23 protein-coding genes are annotated in these 15,727 nt (G+C 64.8%); 14 read left to right on the top strand and 9 right to left on the bottom strand.

Features of this window, described 5'->3' with window-relative positions:
• Positions 1 to 314 precede the first annotated feature (314 nt).
• From ACI8UR_RS10425 to ACI8UR_RS10385, 9 genes are all read left to right on the top strand, one after another.
• Positions 315 to 1,604, top strand: a complete 1,290-nt coding sequence (locus ACI8UR_RS10425; protein ID WP_411714999.1) for an urea ABC transporter substrate-binding protein — start codon at positions 315 to 317, stop codon at positions 1,602 to 1,604.
• 1 nt (position 1,605) lies between these two features.
• Complete coding sequence (urtB, locus tag ACI8UR_RS10420) at positions 1,606 to 2,547, top strand: urea ABC transporter, permease protein UrtB (protein ID WP_411714998.1); 942 nt, start codon at positions 1,606 to 1,608, stop codon at positions 2,545 to 2,547.
• Between the two features lies 1 nt (position 2,548).
• Complete coding sequence (locus tag ACI8UR_RS10415) at positions 2,549 to 3,676, top strand: ABC transporter permease subunit (protein ID WP_411714997.1); 1,128 nt, start codon at positions 2,549 to 2,551, stop codon at positions 3,674 to 3,676.
• Entirely contained in the window at positions 3,673 to 4,506 is an 834-nt protein-coding gene (locus ACI8UR_RS10410; RefSeq protein WP_411714996.1) for an ABC transporter ATP-binding protein, read from the top strand. Before ACI8UR_RS10415 ends, ACI8UR_RS10410 begins: the two co-directional genes overlap by 4 nt.
• Positions 4,507 to 4,508: 2 nt before the next feature.
• Positions 4,509 to 5,207 (top strand): ABC transporter ATP-binding protein, encoded by a 699-nt coding sequence (locus ACI8UR_RS10405; RefSeq protein ID WP_411715008.1) that lies wholly within the window; start codon positions 4,509 to 4,511, stop codon positions 5,205 to 5,207.
• A gap of 92 nt (positions 5,208 to 5,299) precedes the next feature.
• Positions 5,300 to 5,725 carry a hypothetical protein gene (locus ACI8UR_RS10400; RefSeq protein WP_411714995.1) on the top strand — a complete coding sequence of 142 codons (426 nt, stop codon included), beginning with the start codon at positions 5,300 to 5,302 and terminating at the stop codon, positions 5,723 to 5,725.
• Between the two features lie 198 nt (positions 5,726 to 5,923).
• Complete coding sequence (locus ACI8UR_RS10395; protein ID WP_411714994.1) at positions 5,924 to 6,178, top strand: MTH865 family protein; 255 nt, start codon at positions 5,924 to 5,926, stop codon at positions 6,176 to 6,178.
• A 52-nt stretch (positions 6,179 to 6,230) separates the two neighbouring features.
• Positions 6,231 to 6,443, top strand: coding sequence for a hypothetical protein (locus tag ACI8UR_RS10390; protein ID WP_411714993.1), 213 nt, complete (start codon positions 6,231 to 6,233; stop codon positions 6,441 to 6,443).
• 56 nt (positions 6,444 to 6,499) lie between these two features.
• A complete protein-coding gene (locus ACI8UR_RS10385) occupies positions 6,500 to 7,123 on the top strand; it encodes an ArsR/SmtB family transcription factor (protein WP_411714992.1) in 624 nt (207 codons plus the stop codon).
• On the opposite strand, the gene ACI8UR_RS10380 is transcribed toward ACI8UR_RS10385, so the two are convergent.
• Complete coding sequence (locus tag ACI8UR_RS10380; protein WP_411714991.1) at positions 7,086 to 7,757, bottom strand: metal-dependent transcriptional regulator; 672 nt, start codon at positions 7,755 to 7,757, stop codon at positions 7,086 to 7,088. The genes ACI8UR_RS10385 and ACI8UR_RS10380 overlap by 38 nt on opposite strands.
• 48 nt (positions 7,758 to 7,805) lie before the next feature.
• The gene (locus ACI8UR_RS10375) at positions 7,806 to 8,090 is read right to left on the bottom strand and encodes a hypothetical protein (protein WP_415087839.1); all 285 of its coding nucleotides are present in this window, start codon (positions 8,088 to 8,090) and stop codon (positions 7,806 to 7,808) included.
• 94 nt (positions 8,091 to 8,184) lie between these two features.
• Here ACI8UR_RS10375 and hisD point away from each other — a divergent pair, with 94 nt between their 5' ends.
• Together hisD and ACI8UR_RS10365 are read left to right on the top strand one after the other, a co-directional pair.
• Complete coding sequence (gene hisD / locus ACI8UR_RS10370; RefSeq protein ID WP_411715872.1) at positions 8,185 to 9,468, top strand: histidinol dehydrogenase; 1,284 nt, start codon at positions 8,185 to 8,187, stop codon at positions 9,466 to 9,468.
• Between the two features lie 25 nt (positions 9,469 to 9,493).
• Positions 9,494 to 10,282 (top strand): enoyl-CoA hydratase/isomerase family protein, encoded by a 789-nt coding sequence (locus tag ACI8UR_RS10365; protein WP_411715873.1) that lies wholly within the window; start codon positions 9,494 to 9,496, stop codon positions 10,280 to 10,282.
• Between the two features lies 1 nt (position 10,283).
• Here the strand turns inward: ACI8UR_RS10365 and ACI8UR_RS10360 are convergent, their stop codons facing one another.
• Positions 10,284 to 10,568, bottom strand: a complete 285-nt coding sequence (locus tag ACI8UR_RS10360) for a hypothetical protein (protein WP_411715874.1) — start codon at positions 10,566 to 10,568, stop codon at positions 10,284 to 10,286.
• Between the two features lie 92 nt (positions 10,569 to 10,660).
• Here ACI8UR_RS10360 and ACI8UR_RS10355 point away from each other — a divergent pair, with 92 nt between their 5' ends.
• The 3 genes from ACI8UR_RS10355 to ACI8UR_RS10345 are packed head-to-tail and all read left to right on the top strand — an operon-like array spanning position 10,661 to position 12,418.
• Positions 10,661 to 11,038 carry a universal stress protein gene (locus tag ACI8UR_RS10355; RefSeq protein ID WP_411715875.1) on the top strand — a complete coding sequence of 126 codons (378 nt, stop codon included), beginning with the start codon at positions 10,661 to 10,663 and terminating at the stop codon, positions 11,036 to 11,038.
• Positions 11,039 to 11,077: 39 nt separating this feature from the next.
• Positions 11,078 to 12,022 (top strand): D-2-hydroxyacid dehydrogenase, encoded by a 945-nt coding sequence (locus ACI8UR_RS10350; protein WP_411715876.1) that lies wholly within the window; start codon positions 11,078 to 11,080, stop codon positions 12,020 to 12,022.
• 24 nt (positions 12,023 to 12,046) lie between these two features.
• Complete coding sequence (locus ACI8UR_RS10345; RefSeq protein WP_411715877.1) at positions 12,047 to 12,418, top strand: universal stress protein; 372 nt, start codon at positions 12,047 to 12,049, stop codon at positions 12,416 to 12,418.
• A 5-nt stretch (positions 12,419 to 12,423) separates the two neighbouring features.
• On the opposite strand, the gene ACI8UR_RS10340 is transcribed toward ACI8UR_RS10345, so the two are convergent.
• The 6 genes from ACI8UR_RS10340 to ACI8UR_RS10315 all read right to left on the bottom strand — a co-directional run.
• Positions 12,424 to 12,795 carry a VOC family protein gene (locus ACI8UR_RS10340; RefSeq protein WP_411715878.1) on the bottom strand — a complete coding sequence of 124 codons (372 nt, stop codon included), beginning with the start codon at positions 12,793 to 12,795 and terminating at the stop codon, positions 12,424 to 12,426.
• A 22-nt stretch (positions 12,796 to 12,817) separates the two neighbouring features.
• Positions 12,818 to 13,330 carry a hypothetical protein gene (locus ACI8UR_RS10335; protein WP_411715879.1) on the bottom strand — a complete coding sequence of 171 codons (513 nt, stop codon included), beginning with the start codon at positions 13,328 to 13,330 and terminating at the stop codon, positions 12,818 to 12,820.
• A 245-nt stretch (positions 13,331 to 13,575) separates the two neighbouring features.
• Positions 13,576 to 14,610, bottom strand: a complete 1,035-nt coding sequence (gene asd, locus ACI8UR_RS10330; protein WP_411715880.1) for an aspartate-semialdehyde dehydrogenase — start codon at positions 14,608 to 14,610, stop codon at positions 13,576 to 13,578.
• A 116-nt stretch (positions 14,611 to 14,726) separates the two neighbouring features.
• A complete protein-coding gene (locus ACI8UR_RS10325) occupies positions 14,727 to 14,918 on the bottom strand; it encodes a 30S ribosomal protein S17e (protein WP_411715881.1) in 192 nt (63 codons plus the stop codon).
• Positions 14,919 to 14,990: 72 nt separating this feature from the next.
• Positions 14,991 to 15,572 carry a DUF447 domain-containing protein gene (locus ACI8UR_RS10320; RefSeq protein WP_415087841.1) on the bottom strand — a complete coding sequence of 194 codons (582 nt, stop codon included), beginning with the start codon at positions 15,570 to 15,572 and terminating at the stop codon, positions 14,991 to 14,993.
• The coding region (locus ACI8UR_RS10315) for a triphosphoribosyl-dephospho-CoA synthase (RefSeq protein WP_415087840.1) at positions 15,572 to 15,727 on the bottom strand (156 nt) is incomplete at its 5' end. The genes ACI8UR_RS10320 and ACI8UR_RS10315, both read right to left, overlap by 1 nt.

The following is a 15,727-nucleotide window of genomic DNA, read 5'->3' as shown; positions in this document are numbered from 1 at the left end:
TCGCCGTGGCAATTCTTTCCGAACCCGACCGCCCGCGCACTGTCCACTCTGAACGAAACCTATTTCAAAAATATTTGCATAAAATATGGTTTTACGATAACGTTCGGTCGTTACTAACACGTCCTTATACGTTTACCACCACCAGGAAAGAGATAAAATATACGGTTGGGAAATCTTATATGGTGGTCACGGTTTGGCAGGCATGTGTTCGAAAATATGGACGAGTATGTTCGTCTCCGTGAGAACGTTCTAGATATGTCTGGAAATTGCGCCGTGAATCTGTACGACTCTGCTATCGGCGTTGGGGTGATAGTATGACGGGCCGCCGCGTCGATCGTCGTGGCTTCCTCGCTTCCGGATCCGCCGCGACGCTGGCTGCGCTGGCGGGCTGTAGCGGATTTACGGGGTCGGGCGACGGTGGCGGTGGCGACACAATCACGCTCGGCATCCTCGAGGATCGGTCGGGTAACTTCGCGTTGGTCGGCGACCCAAAGCACAAGGCGTCGCTGCTGGCCATCGAGGAAATCAACGAGAACGGCGGCATTGACGGTAAGGAGATAGAGGTCTTCGACCCGGATCCGCAGTCGGACAACAAGCGCTACCAGGAGCTGACCCGTCGGGCCATCCAGCAGGAGCAGGTCGACGCGCTGTGGGCGGGCTACTCCTCGGCCACACGAGAGGCCATCCGGCCCATCATCGACCGCGAGGATCAGCTCTATTTCTACACCACCCAGTACGAGGGCGGGGTCTGCGACAAGAACATCTTCGCCGTCGGGCCGACCGCCCGCCAGCAGCTGGGGAGCGTCCTCCCGTACCTCGTCGACGAGTTCGGCCCGGAGATCTACACCATCGCTGCCGACTACAACTTCGGCCAGCTGAGCGCGGACTGGGTGAAGGTACTGGCCGACGAGAACGACGCCGAGGTTATCGGCGAGGAGTTCATCCCACTATCGAACTCGCAGTTCGGCTCCACCATCAACCGCATCCAGGAGGCCGACCCCGATTTCGTAATGTCGATGCTCGTCGGTGCGAACCACACCTCCTTCTACGAGCAGAAGGCCTCCGCCGGCCTCGATGTCCCCATCGGAACGTCGACGGCGATGGCACAGGGATACGAACACCGGCGCCTCGACTCGCCCGCGATGGCCAACATCTACGCCGGTGTCAACTACATGGAGGAGATCCCGACGAAGCGCAACACCGAGGACGGCGGCTTCGTCGACCGCTACTACGAGAAGTTCCCCGATGCCCCGTACCTCAACGAGGAGGCCCAGACCAATTACTTCTCCATCTACATGTACAAGCAGGCGGTCGAGCAGGCCGGGACGACGAACCAGGAGGAGGTCAAGACCGCGCTGGAGTCCGGTATCACCTACGGCGCGCCGGAGGCCCCCGGAGACGAGGAGATCGCCCTGGACGGGGCGACCCACCACGTCGACCATCACATGTGGGTGATGCGGGCCGACGAGAACCACAACGTCGAGGCCGTCTCCGACCAAGTCATCCCGGAGACGTTCCTCTCGGAGACGGTCGGCTGTGACCTCACTCAGGAGGACGAGGAGACCCAATACACGCCCCAAGACTTCTACGAGGAGGCGGGGTGAGATGGTGAACGGCCTGAACCTGCTGTTCCAGTTCCTGGACAGCTTCGCGTTCGTCGTCCTCGCGGCGGCGGGCCTGGCCATCGTCTTCGGCATCATGGGCGTCATCAACCTCGCACACGGCGAGTTCATCATGCTGGGGGCATACGCAACGACGCTCGCCAGCGTCCGGTTCGGCCTGCCGCTCGTGGCCGCGATGCTGGTCGGGATGGTCGTGACGGCACTGTTCGGCTTCGCCGTCGAACGGGTCATCATCTCCGGGGCGGTTCCGAACGCAATCGGTCAGCGGGTGGCCGGCCGCGACCTGATGGAGCCGTTGTACGACCGGCTCGCCGACTCGATGGTCGCGACCTGGGGCCTGAGCCTCATCATGATCCAGGGTGTCCGCATCACGCTAGGTAACTCGCTGGATCAGATCGGCACGCCGCTCGGGAAGCTCACCTACGTCGGCTTCTCGTACTCGATGTACCGGGTGGTTCTCTCGGGCGTCGCACTCGGCGTGCTGGTGCTGGCGTACGTCGTGTTCACACGGACGGAGTTCGGGATGCGCGCCCGCGCCACCATCCAGGATGAGGATACCGCTCGTGCGCTCGGTGTCGATACCGAGCGGACGTACGCGGCCACGTTCGTCATCGGCTCCGGGCTCGCCGGCCTGACCGGTGCACTGTACGCCCCCACCGTGACGATGGTGCCGGGGCTGGGCGGGTCGTTCCTGGTCGAGGCGTTCGTCGCCGTCGTCGTCGGCGGTTCAAGCGTCGTCCTCGGGACGGCGCTCGCTGGCGGGTTCCTCGGCGGCATCAACGCCCTCGTCTCGAACCTGCTTGGGACGACCGCTGGCCGTATCGCCCTGCTCGTGACTGCCATCGTGATGATCCGCTTCCTGCCGGATGGTATCACGGGAATCCTTAAGCGCGTCCGTGCGCGCCGGCAGGAGGGGGATGCCTGAGATGGCGACCGAGAGATCGGGGCGGCCCGAATCGGAATCTCCCGGCCTCATCGGCCGCGTCCGCGGTCGTCTGGAAGGCCCGAACACCATCGGCAACTCACGGGCATACTGGGCCGGCTTCGCCGTCGCGGTGGCGGTTCTGCTAGCCTACCCCTACATGGTCGGTGTCTACCAGGTTTCCCGGTTCTCGCTGTTCCTGGTATACGCCTTCCTCGGACTGTCGCTCTCGGTGGTCTGGGGATACGCCGGAGTGCTGAGCTTCGGCCAGGTGGTGTTCTTCGGCGTCGCCGGATACACCTTCGGCGTCGTCTCTGTGAACTTCGCCACCCCGCTGGGAATCACCGGCGCGTTCCTTGTCGGCATCGGCGGCGGGGCGCTGGTGGCCGCCGTCCTAGGCTACTTCATGTTCTACGGCGGCGTCCGCGATGTCTACGTTACCATCATCACACTGGTGTCGACGCTGGTGCTCCATACGTTCATGGCTCAGACCGCGGGCGACCAGTGGACCATCGGCCAGGCCGCGCTGGGCGGGTTCAACGGTATGCCAACAATCCCGAACCTCGCGTTCGGGGTCGGCGGGGCCAGCGTCGCCATCGGCGACGTGACCTTCTACTATCTGGTACTGGTGTTGCTCGTTGCCACGTACCTGGGGCTACGGATGCTGGTCAACTCGGACTTCGGCCGAATGATGGTCGCCGTCCGGGAGGACGAGAACCGGACCCGGATGTTCGGCTACGACGTGAAGCGGGCGAAGCTCCTCGTATTCACGCTAGGCGGTGCCCTTGCGGGGCTCTCGGGCGTGCTGTACGCGGCCTGGGGCAACTACGTCAGCCCGGGCGTGTTCGAACTCGCGTTCGCCTCGCTCCCCGTCGTCTGGGTGAGCATCGGCGGTCGCGACACGCTACTGGGGGCCGTGGCTGCGACCGTCGGCATCGAGTTCTTCCGGAACTCGCTGGGCGGCGAGTTGGCGTTCGTTACGGTGGGCGCCCTGCTGCTGGTGTCGATCCTCGGCCTCCCGGGCGGTATCGTCCCGTGGCTCGAGCGAACCTACCGGAACCTGCGCAGTGGAAGCCCGACGCCACCCGCCGAGACGACCGACTCGACCGATCCTGAGGTGACCGAAGCATGAGTACGAACGACACCGATACGACCGACCGAACCGAGACGGAACCAGAGACCGCGACGGGCCACCCGAACGTCCGCCAGACAGCGGCTCAACTGGCGACGGGCGACCGAGCCGACACGCTATTGGCGACCGAGGGACTCCGCAAGGATTTCGGTGGCTTCACCGCCATCGACGATGTCGATTTCTCGGTCGCCGAGGGCGAACTCCGCTGTCTTATCGGCCCCAACGGCGCCGGCAAGTCGACGCTGCTCAAACTGGTGACCGGTACGCACGCACCGACAGCAGGCAGTGTCTACTACGACGGCCACGAGCTCACTGACATGCCACCCCACCAGCGGGTGCGCCGCGGCATCAGTATGAAGTTCCAAGTGCCGTCGGTGTACGGCAAGCTGACCGTTCGCGAGAACGCCCGGCTCCCCATCCAGCGGTTCGCCGACGGGGCCGAGCGCCGCCGCCGAGTCGACGAGGCCATCGCCGCCGCGGGACTATCCGACTACGAGACGGCCCCAGCGAGCACGCTCTCGCACGGTCAACAGCAGCAACTGGAGATTAGGATGGCCGCGTCGATGGAACCCGACCTGCTGCTGCTGGACGAACCGGTCGCGGGCCTCGACGTGGCCGAGCGTGAGGCCATCGCCGAGCACATCACCAGGCTGAACGAGGAGCGCGGCATCGCCTTCGTCGTCATCGAGCACGATACCGACTTCGTCGCCGACATCGCTGATCGCGTCACCGTGCTCCACAACGGGGACGTGTTCCGCGAGGGATCGGTCGCGGATATCGAATCCGACGCCGCAGTCCAGGACATTTACCTCGGAGGTGACGGGGCGTGACGCTGCTCGAACTCGACGGCGTCACGGCCGCCTACGACGCGACGCCCATCCTCCGCGATGTCGACCTCACGGTTGAGGAGGGCGAGATCGTTGGCGTGATGGGCAAGAACGGCGTCGGCAAGTCGACGCTGATGATGACCGTCATCGGCCTGCTCGAACCACGCGCCGGGACGGTCACCTACGCTGGCGAGGACGTGACCCACGCGGGTGCCGACGAGCGCGCCCGGGCGGGTATCGGCTACATTCCGCAGGGAAGGGACGTATTCCCCGACCTCAGCGTCGAACAGAACATCCGGATGGGCGAGACGGTCAACATCAGCAGCGACCGGACGCTGTACGACGAGATCTACGACTACTTCCCCATCCTCGAGGAGCGAGCCGACCAAGACGCTGGGACACTCTCGGGCGGTCAACAGCAGATGCTCGCCATCGCGCGGGCGCTGGTCGCGAACCCGGATCTGCTGTTGCTGGACGAGCCATCGGAGGGTATCCAGCCGTCCATCGTCGACCAGATCAGCGCGGACATGCGGACGATAAACGACGAACTCGGGACGACCATCCTGTTCGTCGAGCAGAACCTCGGGGTCATACGCGAGATGGCCGACCGCTGCTACGCGATGGAGCGTGGCGAGATCGTCGACGAACTCGGATCAGGTGCGCTCGCCGACGAGGAGCAACTGACCAGCTACCTGGCCGTCTGAATCCAGTTGACGCTGTTCGTTGGTTACGTTTTTCTGCGCCCGCCGAGGGGCGGAGGCGAATTCTGATCTCCGTCGAATCATGACTGACGATTATGGCAGCGACGATGCGATCGAGTGCCGTGTCGGCCCTGTTAGATGGTGATACCGACGCAGCGCGGCGAGCACGTAATCGTGGATCACAACTCGAGAAACTCTTCTCTCTCTTTCTCAGACTCGTCTTCACCACGTACCGGAATCCGCGACTCAACCAGGCTGTGGGGGTCGGAACGGGGTTCCCGCTCATCGGTTACCGCTCCGCCGCACAGGACGTGTCGCTGATGGCCGGGATCGCCGACGATATTGCTACGATCGCCATAGAGCAAGTAGCTGATTCGCTTGACGATCCAGTCGCAGACGATGTTCAATCGGTTCACTTCCTCCTCGAACGGAGCGCACGCCACGCTAGCGATACGCTGGATGTGGCGACACATCTCGCGTTCAGGGAGAGTCCAGACGTCGTCAGAAACGACACGCCGTGACTTCCTCCCACCCTACTCGCTCACGGCGTCAGCCGTTCGCTCCTTGAGGAAAGGGGCTTAGCGCCTGAATTTTAGGTAAACCGTTGCCGTATGTCGGTTCGCTTACGCAAAATCAGCCTCCGATACGGGAGTGTATATAAATAAGCGGAGATTCGGAGCACAACATTGAATGGAATGTATGTTTCATGAATGACTGCAATGGTCGACAAAGACGACCTCCGACAGCAGTTCGTGGAAGCGTTCGAAGGCGCCGACTTTCCGGTCAACAGTCCGATGGACCTCGTGCCCGCCCTCCCGCAGGGTCCCGGCACGACGTTCGAGTCCGGCGACTTCTCCATGACCGCCATGGAACTCAACACAAAAGGCGGCGGCAGCCAGGAATTCCCCTACGATTCCGCCGACGATCTCGTCGACGACATCATGGACGGCCTCGAAGACGAAGGCCACCTGTAACGCCGACAATCACCCTTTTATTTCGTCGCGCCTGACCGTCGAGCGACTGCTGATGCGACAGCAAACCTTCGTCAAACTCTCCGCGCTGGCGTTCGGGCTCATCCTGTTCAGCTTCATCGTCATGGGCCTCTCCCGACTCGTCGTCGCCCCCGAGACGGCCAAACTCCTCTCGGCGCCGACGATGCTGGCTGGCGCGGTGCTTATCGCCATCCTCACTGTCCAATCCGTGCTGGCAGTCTCCGGGCTCCGCCCGCTCGAAGAGTGAAAGAGCCGTTTGACACTACGGAAGGGCTATTCAAATAGACGGTTTATCCAGACTCGATGAGCCTGCTGCCGAGCCGACTACACGTATCCCCGTCACCCGACGAGCCGAAAGTCCTCGATATCGACGGTGAGGACGCCGAAGCGACGTTCGACGCCCTCGGTTCCGAAACCGCTCGGGAGATGCTGGCGACGATATACGACGACCCCCGGACGCCGCCGGAGATACGGGAAGCAGTCGGCACGTCGCTGCAGAACGTCCACTACCACCTCGACCGACTGGAGGAGGCCGGCCTCATCGAGGCTGCCGGAACCGGCTACTCGGCAAAAGGTAACGAGATGACGGTGTACGGGCCGGCGAGCGAGGCGGTCGTCCTGTTCGCCGGTGACGAAAGCGATGGCTCGCGGCTTCGAGATGCACTGAAGCGGCTGTTCGGTCTCGTTGCGGTCGTCGCCATCGCCACGCTCGCGTTCGCCCGGATTCACGAGTGGCTGACGCCAGACCCAGGGCAACCCGGAGCGATGCAGGCCGAAACCGCCAGCGCCGAAGACGGTGCGGCCGCAGTGCTTTCCTCTATCGACCCGGTGTGGGCGTTCTTCCTCGGAGGCTGTGTCGTCGTGGCTGCCGTTGCGCTGTGGTGGGCGTTCAGACCTCGGCTTCTGTCGTGGATGCGGTCTCGATGAGTTGAGCGATCTCCTCGGGCAGGCTCTGTTCGCCCTCGGGGGTTCGAACCGTGACGAGACCGAACGGCGCGATTTCTAACACGTCGAGTTCGACGCCGGGTTCGATGCCGGCGTCGGAGAGATAGCGAAGCTCTTCGTCGCCCTGGTGGCGGATGCGCCGGACGACGACCTGGTCGCCCTCCTCAGCTGCCGAGAGGCGACTCGTTTCGCCGGCGTCCGGCAACTGGAGGTCAGCGTCCGGGATCGGGTCACCATGCGGGTCGACGCCGGGATTGCCGAGCGACTCGGCGATGCGTTCCGAGAGCTGCTCGGAGATGTGGTGTTCGAGTCGGTCGGCCTCCTCGTGGACGTCGGCCCAGTCGTAGTCGAGTTGCTCCGTCAGGAAGGCCTCCAGAAGGCGATGGTGGCGGAGGATTTCGAGCGCGACAACCTCGCCCTCCTCGGTGAGGGTGACGCCGCGGTACTCCTCGCGGTCGACGAGACCGCGCTCCTCCAGTTTCTTCAGCATGCTGGAGACAGTCGGCGACGTGACATCCATGTAGTCGGCGAGGTCGGAGGTGCCGACACGCTCGTCGGTGTCCGTTTGGATGGCGTAAATCGCCTTGATGTAATCCTCCATGACGGCGCTCAGCATCGTCTGACCCAAGGCGATGCGGAGGGATAGTGTTTTTCGTCCGACCGCTCACACCGCATCGTCGGGGTCGTGCCGCTCGGCCGTTCGGCCCGCCGCATCCGCGAAGTACTCCCTGTCTTCGGGCGGCGTTCGGGCGAGGTCGTCGGGGGCGACATCGAGGGCCGCTTTCGTCTCCCGGGCCGCGCCGGTGAAACTCGTGAGCGCCCGCTCTTTGCGAAGATACCGCTCGCCGTCGGGCGTCGCATAGGTGAGGATGATGAGGTTCTGCTCGTCGTCGCCGTACGTGCGCTCGACGAGCCACACGCGGACGCTATCTGTCGCCGTTGTATCCATGGTTCACCTTGGGGTCGCAGCCGAATGAGGATGTCGTCGACAATCGATTCCGTCGATGGAAACCGCTTTCAGCGCCGCCTACCCAATCGTTCGTATGAACGTCAGAGCCGTCGCCGACCTCTCGCCCGACGAGCGCGCGGCGCTGTTCGAACGGGATGCGGGCGTCGAGGAAGCCCGCGAGCCCGTCCGGGACATCATCGACCGCGTTCGTGAGGAGGGTGACGTGGCGCTTCGCTCATTCGCAAGCGAATTCGACGATGTCGAAATCGGCAACATCGACGTGAGCGACGAAGCGGAGCGGGCCTACGAGGAGGTCGATGAAGAGCTTCGGGAGGCTATCGAGACGGCGGCCGACAACATCCGCTCGTTCCACGAGCGCCAGGTGCCCGAGGACTGGCGGGCGGATTTCGACGGCCGGGAACTCGGGCGTCGATATCGCCCAATCGAGCGCGTCGGCGTGTACGCGCCCGGCGGCACCGCTACCTACCCCTCGAGCGTCCTGATGGGCGTCATTCCGGCGACAGTCGCCGGTGTCGACCACGTCGCCGTCGCCACGCCGCCCGCCGAAACGCTGAATCCGGCCACGCTGGCTGCCGCCCACGTCGCTGGCGCCGACGCCGTCTATCAGGTCGGCGGCGCCCAGGCCGTGGCCGCACTCGCCTACGGCACGGAGACGGTCTCGGCCGTCCAGAAGGTCGTCGGCCCGGGTAACAAGTGGGTGACGGCGGCGAAAGCCGAGGTTCGCGGCGACGTAGAGATCGACTTCCTCGCTGGCCCCTCCGAGTTGCTCGTCATCTGCGATGAGACGGCCGCCCCCGACCTCGTGGCCGCGGATATGGTCGCACAGGCCGAACACGACCCGAACGCCTCGGTCGTCTGCGTGACCGCCGATGAGGCGACTGCCGAGGCCGTCGTCGACGCCTGCGAGTCCCAGATGGGCGAGCGCGACCGTGCCGAGACCATCGAGGCGACGCTGGATAACGACGCCTCCGGCGTGCTTCACGCGCGGTCGATGTCCGAGGCCGTCCTCTTCGCCGAGGAATACGCCGCCGAACACCTCGCTATCGTCACCGACGACGAGGAGGCGATTCTTGACCGCATCGACTCCGCCGGCAGCGTCTTTCTCGGCGGCTATTCGCCGGTCGCTGCGGGCGATTACGCTTCCGGGACGAACCACGTCCTCCCGACGAGCGGGCTGGCGAAGGTCGCTGGTGGCCTCTCCGTCGACCACTTCGTCCGCTCCTCGACCGTCCAGAAACTGGACGACGACGCGCTCTCGGATATCCGGGAGACGGTGACAACGCTCGCCCGCGCGGAGGGGCTCGAAGCCCACGCCGAAAGCGTCGACAAGCGGTTCGCAAACACGGACGAATCTTAAGTCACCGGCCACCGTCGTGGGCTGTATGTCGGAGTACGAAGCCATCGAACTGACCCGAGACGGTGCTATCGGCCACATTGCCTTCGACCGCCCGGACGCACACAACTCCCTGAACGAGCAGATGACGGGCGAGCTCGTCGAGGCGACACACGACCTCGTCAGCGACGACGACGTTCGAGCGATCGCGTTGTCGGGGAACGGCCCAGTGTTCAACACCGGCGCCGACATGACGATGCTGACCGGTGACGGGAGCGACGAGCCACGAATCGGCTCGCTCGCGAGCGAACTCCACGAGTTCATGAGCCAGCTCGTCCGAGCGCCGAAACCGGTCGTTACGGGCGTCGGTGGCGTCGCGGCCGGCGGCGGGGTCGGCCCTGCCGTCTGCGGCGACATCGTCCTCGTTTCCGAGTCGGCCCGCTTCGAGTTCGCGTATCCACGTATTGGTCTCTCCGGTGACAGCGGGTCGACGTTCTTCCTGCCGCGGCTGCTCGGCCTTCGGCGTGCCCAGGAGCTGGCCTTCCGCGATGAACCCATCGGCGCTGAGGAAGCCGTCGACCTCGATTTGGCGACCGAGGTCGTTCCGGACGCGGAGCTCGACGACCGACTCACGGCAGAGGCCGAACGGCTCGCCGACGGGCCAACACAGGCGTATGCGGCGACGAAGCGGCTGCTCTGGCAGAGCTTCGACAACTCCATCGACGAGCAGCTCGCCGAGGAGGCAGAAACCATCGCCGGCCTCACGAACACGGAGGATTTCTCGCGCGGCCACGCGGCGTTCGGCGGCGACGAGGAGCCGGACTTCACCGGCAACTGACCTAATCGGCAACGACCGTCCGCGTTTCGGGGTCGTACGTTTCGACCAGCCCCCAGGCGACGAGCGTCGCGGCCGTGAAGCCGATGAGGCTCGCGCCCGCGAACGCGAGTTCGTAGGAGTACAGCGTCGCCGCCCCGCCGACCAGCGCGGTGCCGACGACGCCCGCCGCGAACGCGGAGGCCCGCGCCTCGACGATGACGGCCAGTGCCGTCTCCATCAGGATGGCGCCCGCGAACCGGGCGAACGTCGCAACGCTCAGGGCAGCCCACTGCCGACGGCTCGTCATACCCGGCGGTTGGATTCGCCGTTTGGTAAGGGGCGCGGTTCTCGATTGTAGCCGACCCGAACTTTCGAGAGTATGCCGACCGGAGTTGTGGTATGCAGTATCTCGTCGCGACCGATTCTGTCCACACGACCGCCGCTGCCTGTGATTATCTGGAAGGCCGTCTCGACCCCAATGACGCGGTTGCGGTCGTTACGGTGCCAGGCGATGAGACGCGTGATGCCGATGACGCTCTCAACGTCGCGAACGCACGACTGCTCGGCAAGGCGATGGTCGAAACCGACCGCCTGGCAGACACCGACGCCGACACGGCCAGCGCGATTCTCACTGCCGCAAACGAACGGAATGCCGACATCATCGTTCTCGGCCCGCACGCAGGCGTCGCTGGAGCGGGGCCGGCACTCGGGTCGACAGCACGGACGGTCGCGGAGGCAGCCGACGTTCCTGTCGTCATCGTCCCCCTATCGCTGTGAGCGCAGAGGTTGATATACTCCGGCATTGAAACGGCAGCCATGGAACTGCTCGTCCTTCGGGAAGGCGTCCACGGGCTCCCCGCCGAGGAGTACGCCGCGGAACTCCGGGCGCGACTCGACGGCCACACGGTTCGGCACGCACAGACACCGAACGAGGAGCGCCGGGCCATCGCTACCGCTGATGTCGTAACCGGGCCGCGAATCGACGAGTCGGTACTTGACCACGCCGACGACCTCAAGCTGTTCGCCTGCACGTACGCCGGCTACGGCCACCTCCCGATGGCTGCGCTCACGAATGCCGACGTCGCCGTGACCAACGCCGCAGGAATCCACGCACGGAACGCCTCGGAGCATGCCGTCGGGGCGATACTGACGTTCTCTCGACGGTTTCACGAGGCTGCCAGGAGAGACAATTGGCAGCCACTCTCGCCGGGCGAACTCGCCGGGTCGACGGTCACCATCGTCGGCCTCGGTGCCATCGGCAGCGCCGTCGCGAGACGACTGAACCCGTTCGAGGTGACCACACTCGGCGTTCGCCGCCGCCCGGAACAGGGTGGCCCGACGGACGAGGTGTTTGGCACCGACAGCCGCCACGAGGCGCTCGCGCGAACCGACTTTCTCGTGCTCTGCTGTCCGTTGACGGAATCGACGATGGGGCTTATCGACGAGGCGGCGCTGACGACGCTGTCACCCGAGGCTGTCATCGTCAACATCGCCCGTGGCGAGGTCATCGACACCGACGCGCTGGTCACGGCGCTTCACCGTGGCGACATCGGCGGCGCCGCCCTGGATGTCACCGACCCGGAGCCGTTGCCGGACGACCATCCGCTGTGGGGGTTCGACGAAGTGCTCGTGACGCCGCATTCGGCCGGCGCGACGCCGCACTACTACGACCGACTGGCCGACACGGTCGCGGAGAACGTCCGCCGCGTTGCCGACGACCGTCCGCTTCGAAACCGCGTCCGCGTTGCCGAAAGCGATTAACACACCCTCGTCCAAGGGCGGGTGATGACGAGGTATCTCGTGGCCACCGCTTCCGCGCCAACGACCGAGGCTGCCTGCGAGTACCTCAGTGACAAGCTCGAAGCCGACGACGAGGTGTACGTCCTCACTGTCGACGTTCAGGAGGAAACAAACGACCGCGAGGCCGCACTCGATACGGCACAGGTTCGCTTGACCGACCTCGTCGAGGTGCGAACGATTCGGCGCTCCGGCGTCCCGGCTCGGGAGATCGTCAATTTCGCCCGCGAGAACGAGGTCGACGAGATCATCATGGGCCCGGCACGCGCTGGCGGCATCTCCACCATCGGGTCGACGACTCGAGCCGTACTCAACAAGATGGACAAGCCGGTGTTCGTCGTCCCCGCGCGGTCGAGCTAATCAGTTCACTCGAGTGGCTCGATGAGTTCGATGACGTGACCATCCGGGTCTTTCAGGAACGCCGTCCGCGCGCCCGCAGCGGGCTGGTCGGCGGGCTCCTTGACGACGCCGTGGTCGTCGATTTCCTCGAACGCTGCGTCGACGTCGTCGACCTTCACCGCGAGGTGATCCCAGAGGTCGCCCGCCTCCGCGGGCGTCTGGCCTTCGGTATCCGAAAGCTGGAGTTCGACGCCATTGTCGTCGGCGACATAGCGGTTGACCGTCTCGCCGTCAGGTGTTTCGAAGCCCCACGACTCCTCGAATTCGAGGTTCTCCGTGTACCACTCGATCGAGCGTTCGACGTCCGAGACGTTGAGACAGGTGTGCAGAATGTCCATACAGACGCGGCGTCGCCGCGGCTCATAACCCCGACGATATCGCATAGCTGAGTGCGGGCGTGGCGAACAGCGCGCCGCCGAGGGCACCGGAGATGATGACGAGCACGAGCAGGTCGCCCCGGGAGGCGGGGTCGGGGAGTGAGGCGGTGCGTGCGTCCCAGCGATGCTTCTCGACGGCGATGACGAAGCCGACGGTGCCGAGCATGATGCCAGCCCCGAGCGCGCCGACCAGGGTGAGACCGGCCTCGAACAGCAGGCCGTCAGCGAGCGGCTTGCCGAGTCGGCCGGCCGCAGGGACGAACCCCGCGAGCCAGCTCGCGAGAATGCTGCCGTTGAGATAGCCGGTGACGAACGACAGAAAGAGGCCGCTGACGGCGCCGATAGCTACGTAGCCGACGAAGGCGGGCGTCGAGAGCGAACCGACGAGCACCAGTCGCGTCGCCTCGGCGCCTGCGACGAGACACGCCAGCCCCAACGTGATGCCGCATAAGTAGCCGGTGAGCCGCGGCGTCCGGCCGACGAAGTGTTCACGCATGGTAGTCACTACACGCCGACACATACGACGGTTACGGATGGGCGAACAGGCGGCACGCTCCCGAACGACGACCCGTGTGCCGCGCTCACGGGATTGTCTCCCGCTTGCATCGAGGGAACCCTCGCTCCCGCCTTGGCGGGCCGCCGGCGTTAGTCATCGCATACGGCCGGTGGCCGCATTTCTGTATATAAAGCCTCGGCTGTCGGGGTCTCAGAATCGGAAGTCGAAGACAGAGGCAGTGGCCGTTAGATGTAGCCTTCTTCGAGCAGCAGTTCGCCGTTCAGCACGCTCGCGCCAGCAGCACCGCGGATAGTGTTGTGGGCGAGGCAGTTGTACTGGACGCCGTCAGTTGTCTTCTCGATACCGCCGGCAGCGACTGCCATGCCGCCACCAAGCATCCGATCCATTCGGGGCTGTGGGCGTTCGGGGTCTTCGAATACCTCGATGAGCGGGTCGGGCGAGGAGTAGAGGTCTGCGCTCGGGTACTCGCGCATGATGCCCGCGACTGCCTCGGGTGAGGGGTCGTCTTCGAGGTCGACCCAGACGTTTTCGAGGTGGCCGTCGAGCGTCGGCACACGGTTGCACGAGGCCGATATATCGGCGCTGTGGTGAGTGACTTCGGCGCCGTCGAACGCGCCGAGGAGTTTGCGCGATTCGGTTTCCATCTTCTGGGCCTCGCCGCCGATGTTCGGGAGGACGTTGTCGAGGATTTCCATCGAGGTGACGCCGGAGTAGCCCGCGCCGGAGACGGCCTGCAGCGTGGAGACGTTGATACGGTTGATGCCGAACCCTTCGAGCGCTGCGAGGGTCGGCACCATCGTGATGGTCGAGCAGTTCGGGTTCTTGACGAGCGCGCCGTCCCAACCGCGTTCATCGCGCTGTACCTCGATGAGGTCGAGGTGGTCGGGGTTGACCTCCGGAATTGTCAGCGGGACATCCTCGTCCATCCGGCTGTTCGAGGAGTTCGAGGAGACGACGTACCCCGCTTCGACGAACTCGGGTTCGACGTCGGCGCCGACGCTCGAGGGAAGCGACGAGAACAGGAGGTCGATGTCGTTCGGCACCTCATCGGGGTCGGTCTCGGCGACGGTCGTGTCGGCGACTTCCTCGGGGATGGGCGTGTCGACGCGCCACTTGGCGGCGTCGCGATAGCTCCGGCCCGCGCTCGTCGGGGAGGCGGTGAGCGTGGCGATCTCGAACTCCGGGTGCGGTGCGAGTAGCTGGATGAGTCGCTGTCCGACGGCACCGGTCGCGCCGAGGACACCTACACGAGTAGACATTGTGGGTGCTACAACGAGGCTGCCAAAAACCGTTGTGAATGAAGCAGACGTGGCGCGCGAGCGAATCGGACAGCTCGCGCTGTCGGGGTGAAGGTGAGAGGAATGTGAAAACCCGTCTACGCCGCCTTCGGCGAGCGCTGCTTGCGGGTGACGTAGCCAGCGATGCGGTTACGGACGCCCTTGGACTCGATGTTCGTCAGTTCGTCGACGAGATCTTTGTTGTGCTCGAAGTCGTCGCTGAATGCCTTCGGGTATCGTTCCATGAGCAGCGTGCCGGTCTTTTTGACGTAGGCGGGTTTGATGGCCATTGGTAGCCGTCTCTACTGCTGTTGTACTCAAAAAAGGTTCGAAAGGCCGGTGGCCGGATGGGTGGTGTCGAATCACACGATGAGGTCGGCGTATTCCCGCAGGCGCTCGAACGCTTCCACCTCTCTATCCCCACCACAGCGGTCGACCACGTCGGCGAAGTGCGCGAGTCTGTCGTGGAGTTCGGCCGTGTCGTACCCAGGTACGTCGAGCCGTGAGGCGGCGACAGTGGCCTCGATGACCGCGTTGTACCCGCGGTTCGTCGTCGGCACGACCCGGCGCTCGACAGCCGCTTCCACTGGCCGGAGTTCCCACTCGACCCATTGTGTGCCATCCTCCTTGCCCTCCGAAACCGCTTCGGCGGTCACCCGCGCCCACGCGTCCGCGCTGTCAAGAATCGGGTCGTCCTCTTCGCGAACCGAGCAGGCCGCCTCGACGAAATCGACCGGGTCGCGCGTGAACTGGACGTACCCCTCGCCGCGTTCCCGGAAGTTCCGCCAGGTTCGAGTGCGGCCCCACGTCCGGGCGACGACTGGGCCGCCCGCGAACAGCCCGAGTGCAGCGACGTTCCAGCGGTCGTTCGGGCCGAGCGTCGTCACTACCGATTCGGTGACACCGCGCAGTTCGACGGGCCACTCGACGAGATCGTTCACGATTACACCTCCAGCCCGCGCTCCAGCGCGATGAAAAGCGCCGCGGCGGTCAAGTCCGCCGTCGTTCCGGGGTTGATATCTCGCTCGACGAACTCCGCGGCCAGGTCGTCGGCGTCCTCCCGGCCAACGAGGACGGCCTGTGCGCGCTCGGTGGCCTC

Source organism: Natronomonas sp. (genome assembly GCF_047616845.1).
In the GTDB taxonomy this organism is placed as follows: domain Archaea; phylum Halobacteriota; class Halobacteria; order Halobacteriales; family Haloarculaceae; genus Natronomonas.
The sequence above is the reverse complement of the archived record's forward strand: the minus strand, read 5'-3'. Positions and strand labels throughout refer to the sequence as shown.

What these genes read in the sequence shown, in the direction of transcription:
- ACI8UR_RS10425 (WP_411714999.1), top strand. Translation starts at nt 315, where the DNA reads ATGACGGGCCGCCGCGTCGATCGTCGTGGCTTCCTCGCTTCCGGATCC.
- urtB (WP_411714998.1), top strand. Translation starts at nt 1,606, where the DNA reads ATGGTGAACGGCCTGAACCTGCTGTTCCAGTTCCTGGACAGCTTCGCG.
- ACI8UR_RS10415 (WP_411714997.1), top strand. Translation starts at nt 2,549, where the DNA reads ATGGCGACCGAGAGATCGGGGCGGCCCGAATCGGAATCTCCCGGCCTC.
- ACI8UR_RS10410 (WP_411714996.1), top strand. Translation starts at nt 3,673, where the DNA reads ATGAGTACGAACGACACCGATACGACCGACCGAACCGAGACGGAACCA.
- ACI8UR_RS10400 (WP_411714995.1), top strand. Translation starts at nt 5,300, where the DNA reads ATGGCAGCGACGATGCGATCGAGTGCCGTGTCGGCCCTGTTAGATGGT.
- ACI8UR_RS10395 (WP_411714994.1), top strand. Translation starts at nt 5,924, where the DNA reads ATGGTCGACAAAGACGACCTCCGACAGCAGTTCGTGGAAGCGTTCGAA.
- ACI8UR_RS10390 (WP_411714993.1), top strand. Translation starts at nt 6,231, where the DNA reads ATGCGACAGCAAACCTTCGTCAAACTCTCCGCGCTGGCGTTCGGGCTC.
- ACI8UR_RS10385 (WP_411714992.1), top strand. Translation starts at nt 6,500, where the DNA reads ATGAGCCTGCTGCCGAGCCGACTACACGTATCCCCGTCACCCGACGAG.
- ACI8UR_RS10380 (WP_411714991.1), bottom strand. Translation starts at nt 7,757, where the DNA reads ATGCTGAGCGCCGTCATGGAGGATTACATCAAGGCGATTTACGCCATC.
- ACI8UR_RS10375 (WP_415087839.1), bottom strand. Translation starts at nt 8,090, where the DNA reads ATGGATACAACGGCGACAGATAGCGTCCGCGTGTGGCTCGTCGAGCGC.
- hisD (WP_411715872.1), top strand. Translation starts at nt 8,185, where the DNA reads ATGAACGTCAGAGCCGTCGCCGACCTCTCGCCCGACGAGCGCGCGGCG.
- ACI8UR_RS10365 (WP_411715873.1), top strand. Translation starts at nt 9,494, where the DNA reads ATGTCGGAGTACGAAGCCATCGAACTGACCCGAGACGGTGCTATCGGC.
- ACI8UR_RS10360 (WP_411715874.1), bottom strand. Translation starts at nt 10,568, where the DNA reads ATGACGAGCCGTCGGCAGTGGGCTGCCCTGAGCGTTGCGACGTTCGCC.
- ACI8UR_RS10355 (WP_411715875.1), top strand. Translation starts at nt 10,661, where the DNA reads ATGCAGTATCTCGTCGCGACCGATTCTGTCCACACGACCGCCGCTGCC.
- ACI8UR_RS10350 (WP_411715876.1), top strand. Translation starts at nt 11,078, where the DNA reads ATGGAACTGCTCGTCCTTCGGGAAGGCGTCCACGGGCTCCCCGCCGAG.
- ACI8UR_RS10345 (WP_411715877.1), top strand. Translation starts at nt 12,047, where the DNA reads ATGACGAGGTATCTCGTGGCCACCGCTTCCGCGCCAACGACCGAGGCT.
- ACI8UR_RS10340 (WP_411715878.1), bottom strand. Translation starts at nt 12,795, where the DNA reads ATGGACATTCTGCACACCTGTCTCAACGTCTCGGACGTCGAACGCTCG.
- ACI8UR_RS10335 (WP_411715879.1), bottom strand. Translation starts at nt 13,330, where the DNA reads ATGCGTGAACACTTCGTCGGCCGGACGCCGCGGCTCACCGGCTACTTA.
- asd (WP_411715880.1), bottom strand. Translation starts at nt 14,610, where the DNA reads ATGTCTACTCGTGTAGGTGTCCTCGGCGCGACCGGTGCCGTCGGACAG.
- ACI8UR_RS10325 (WP_411715881.1), bottom strand. Translation starts at nt 14,918, where the DNA reads ATGGCCATCAAACCCGCCTACGTCAAAAAGACCGGCACGCTGCTCATG.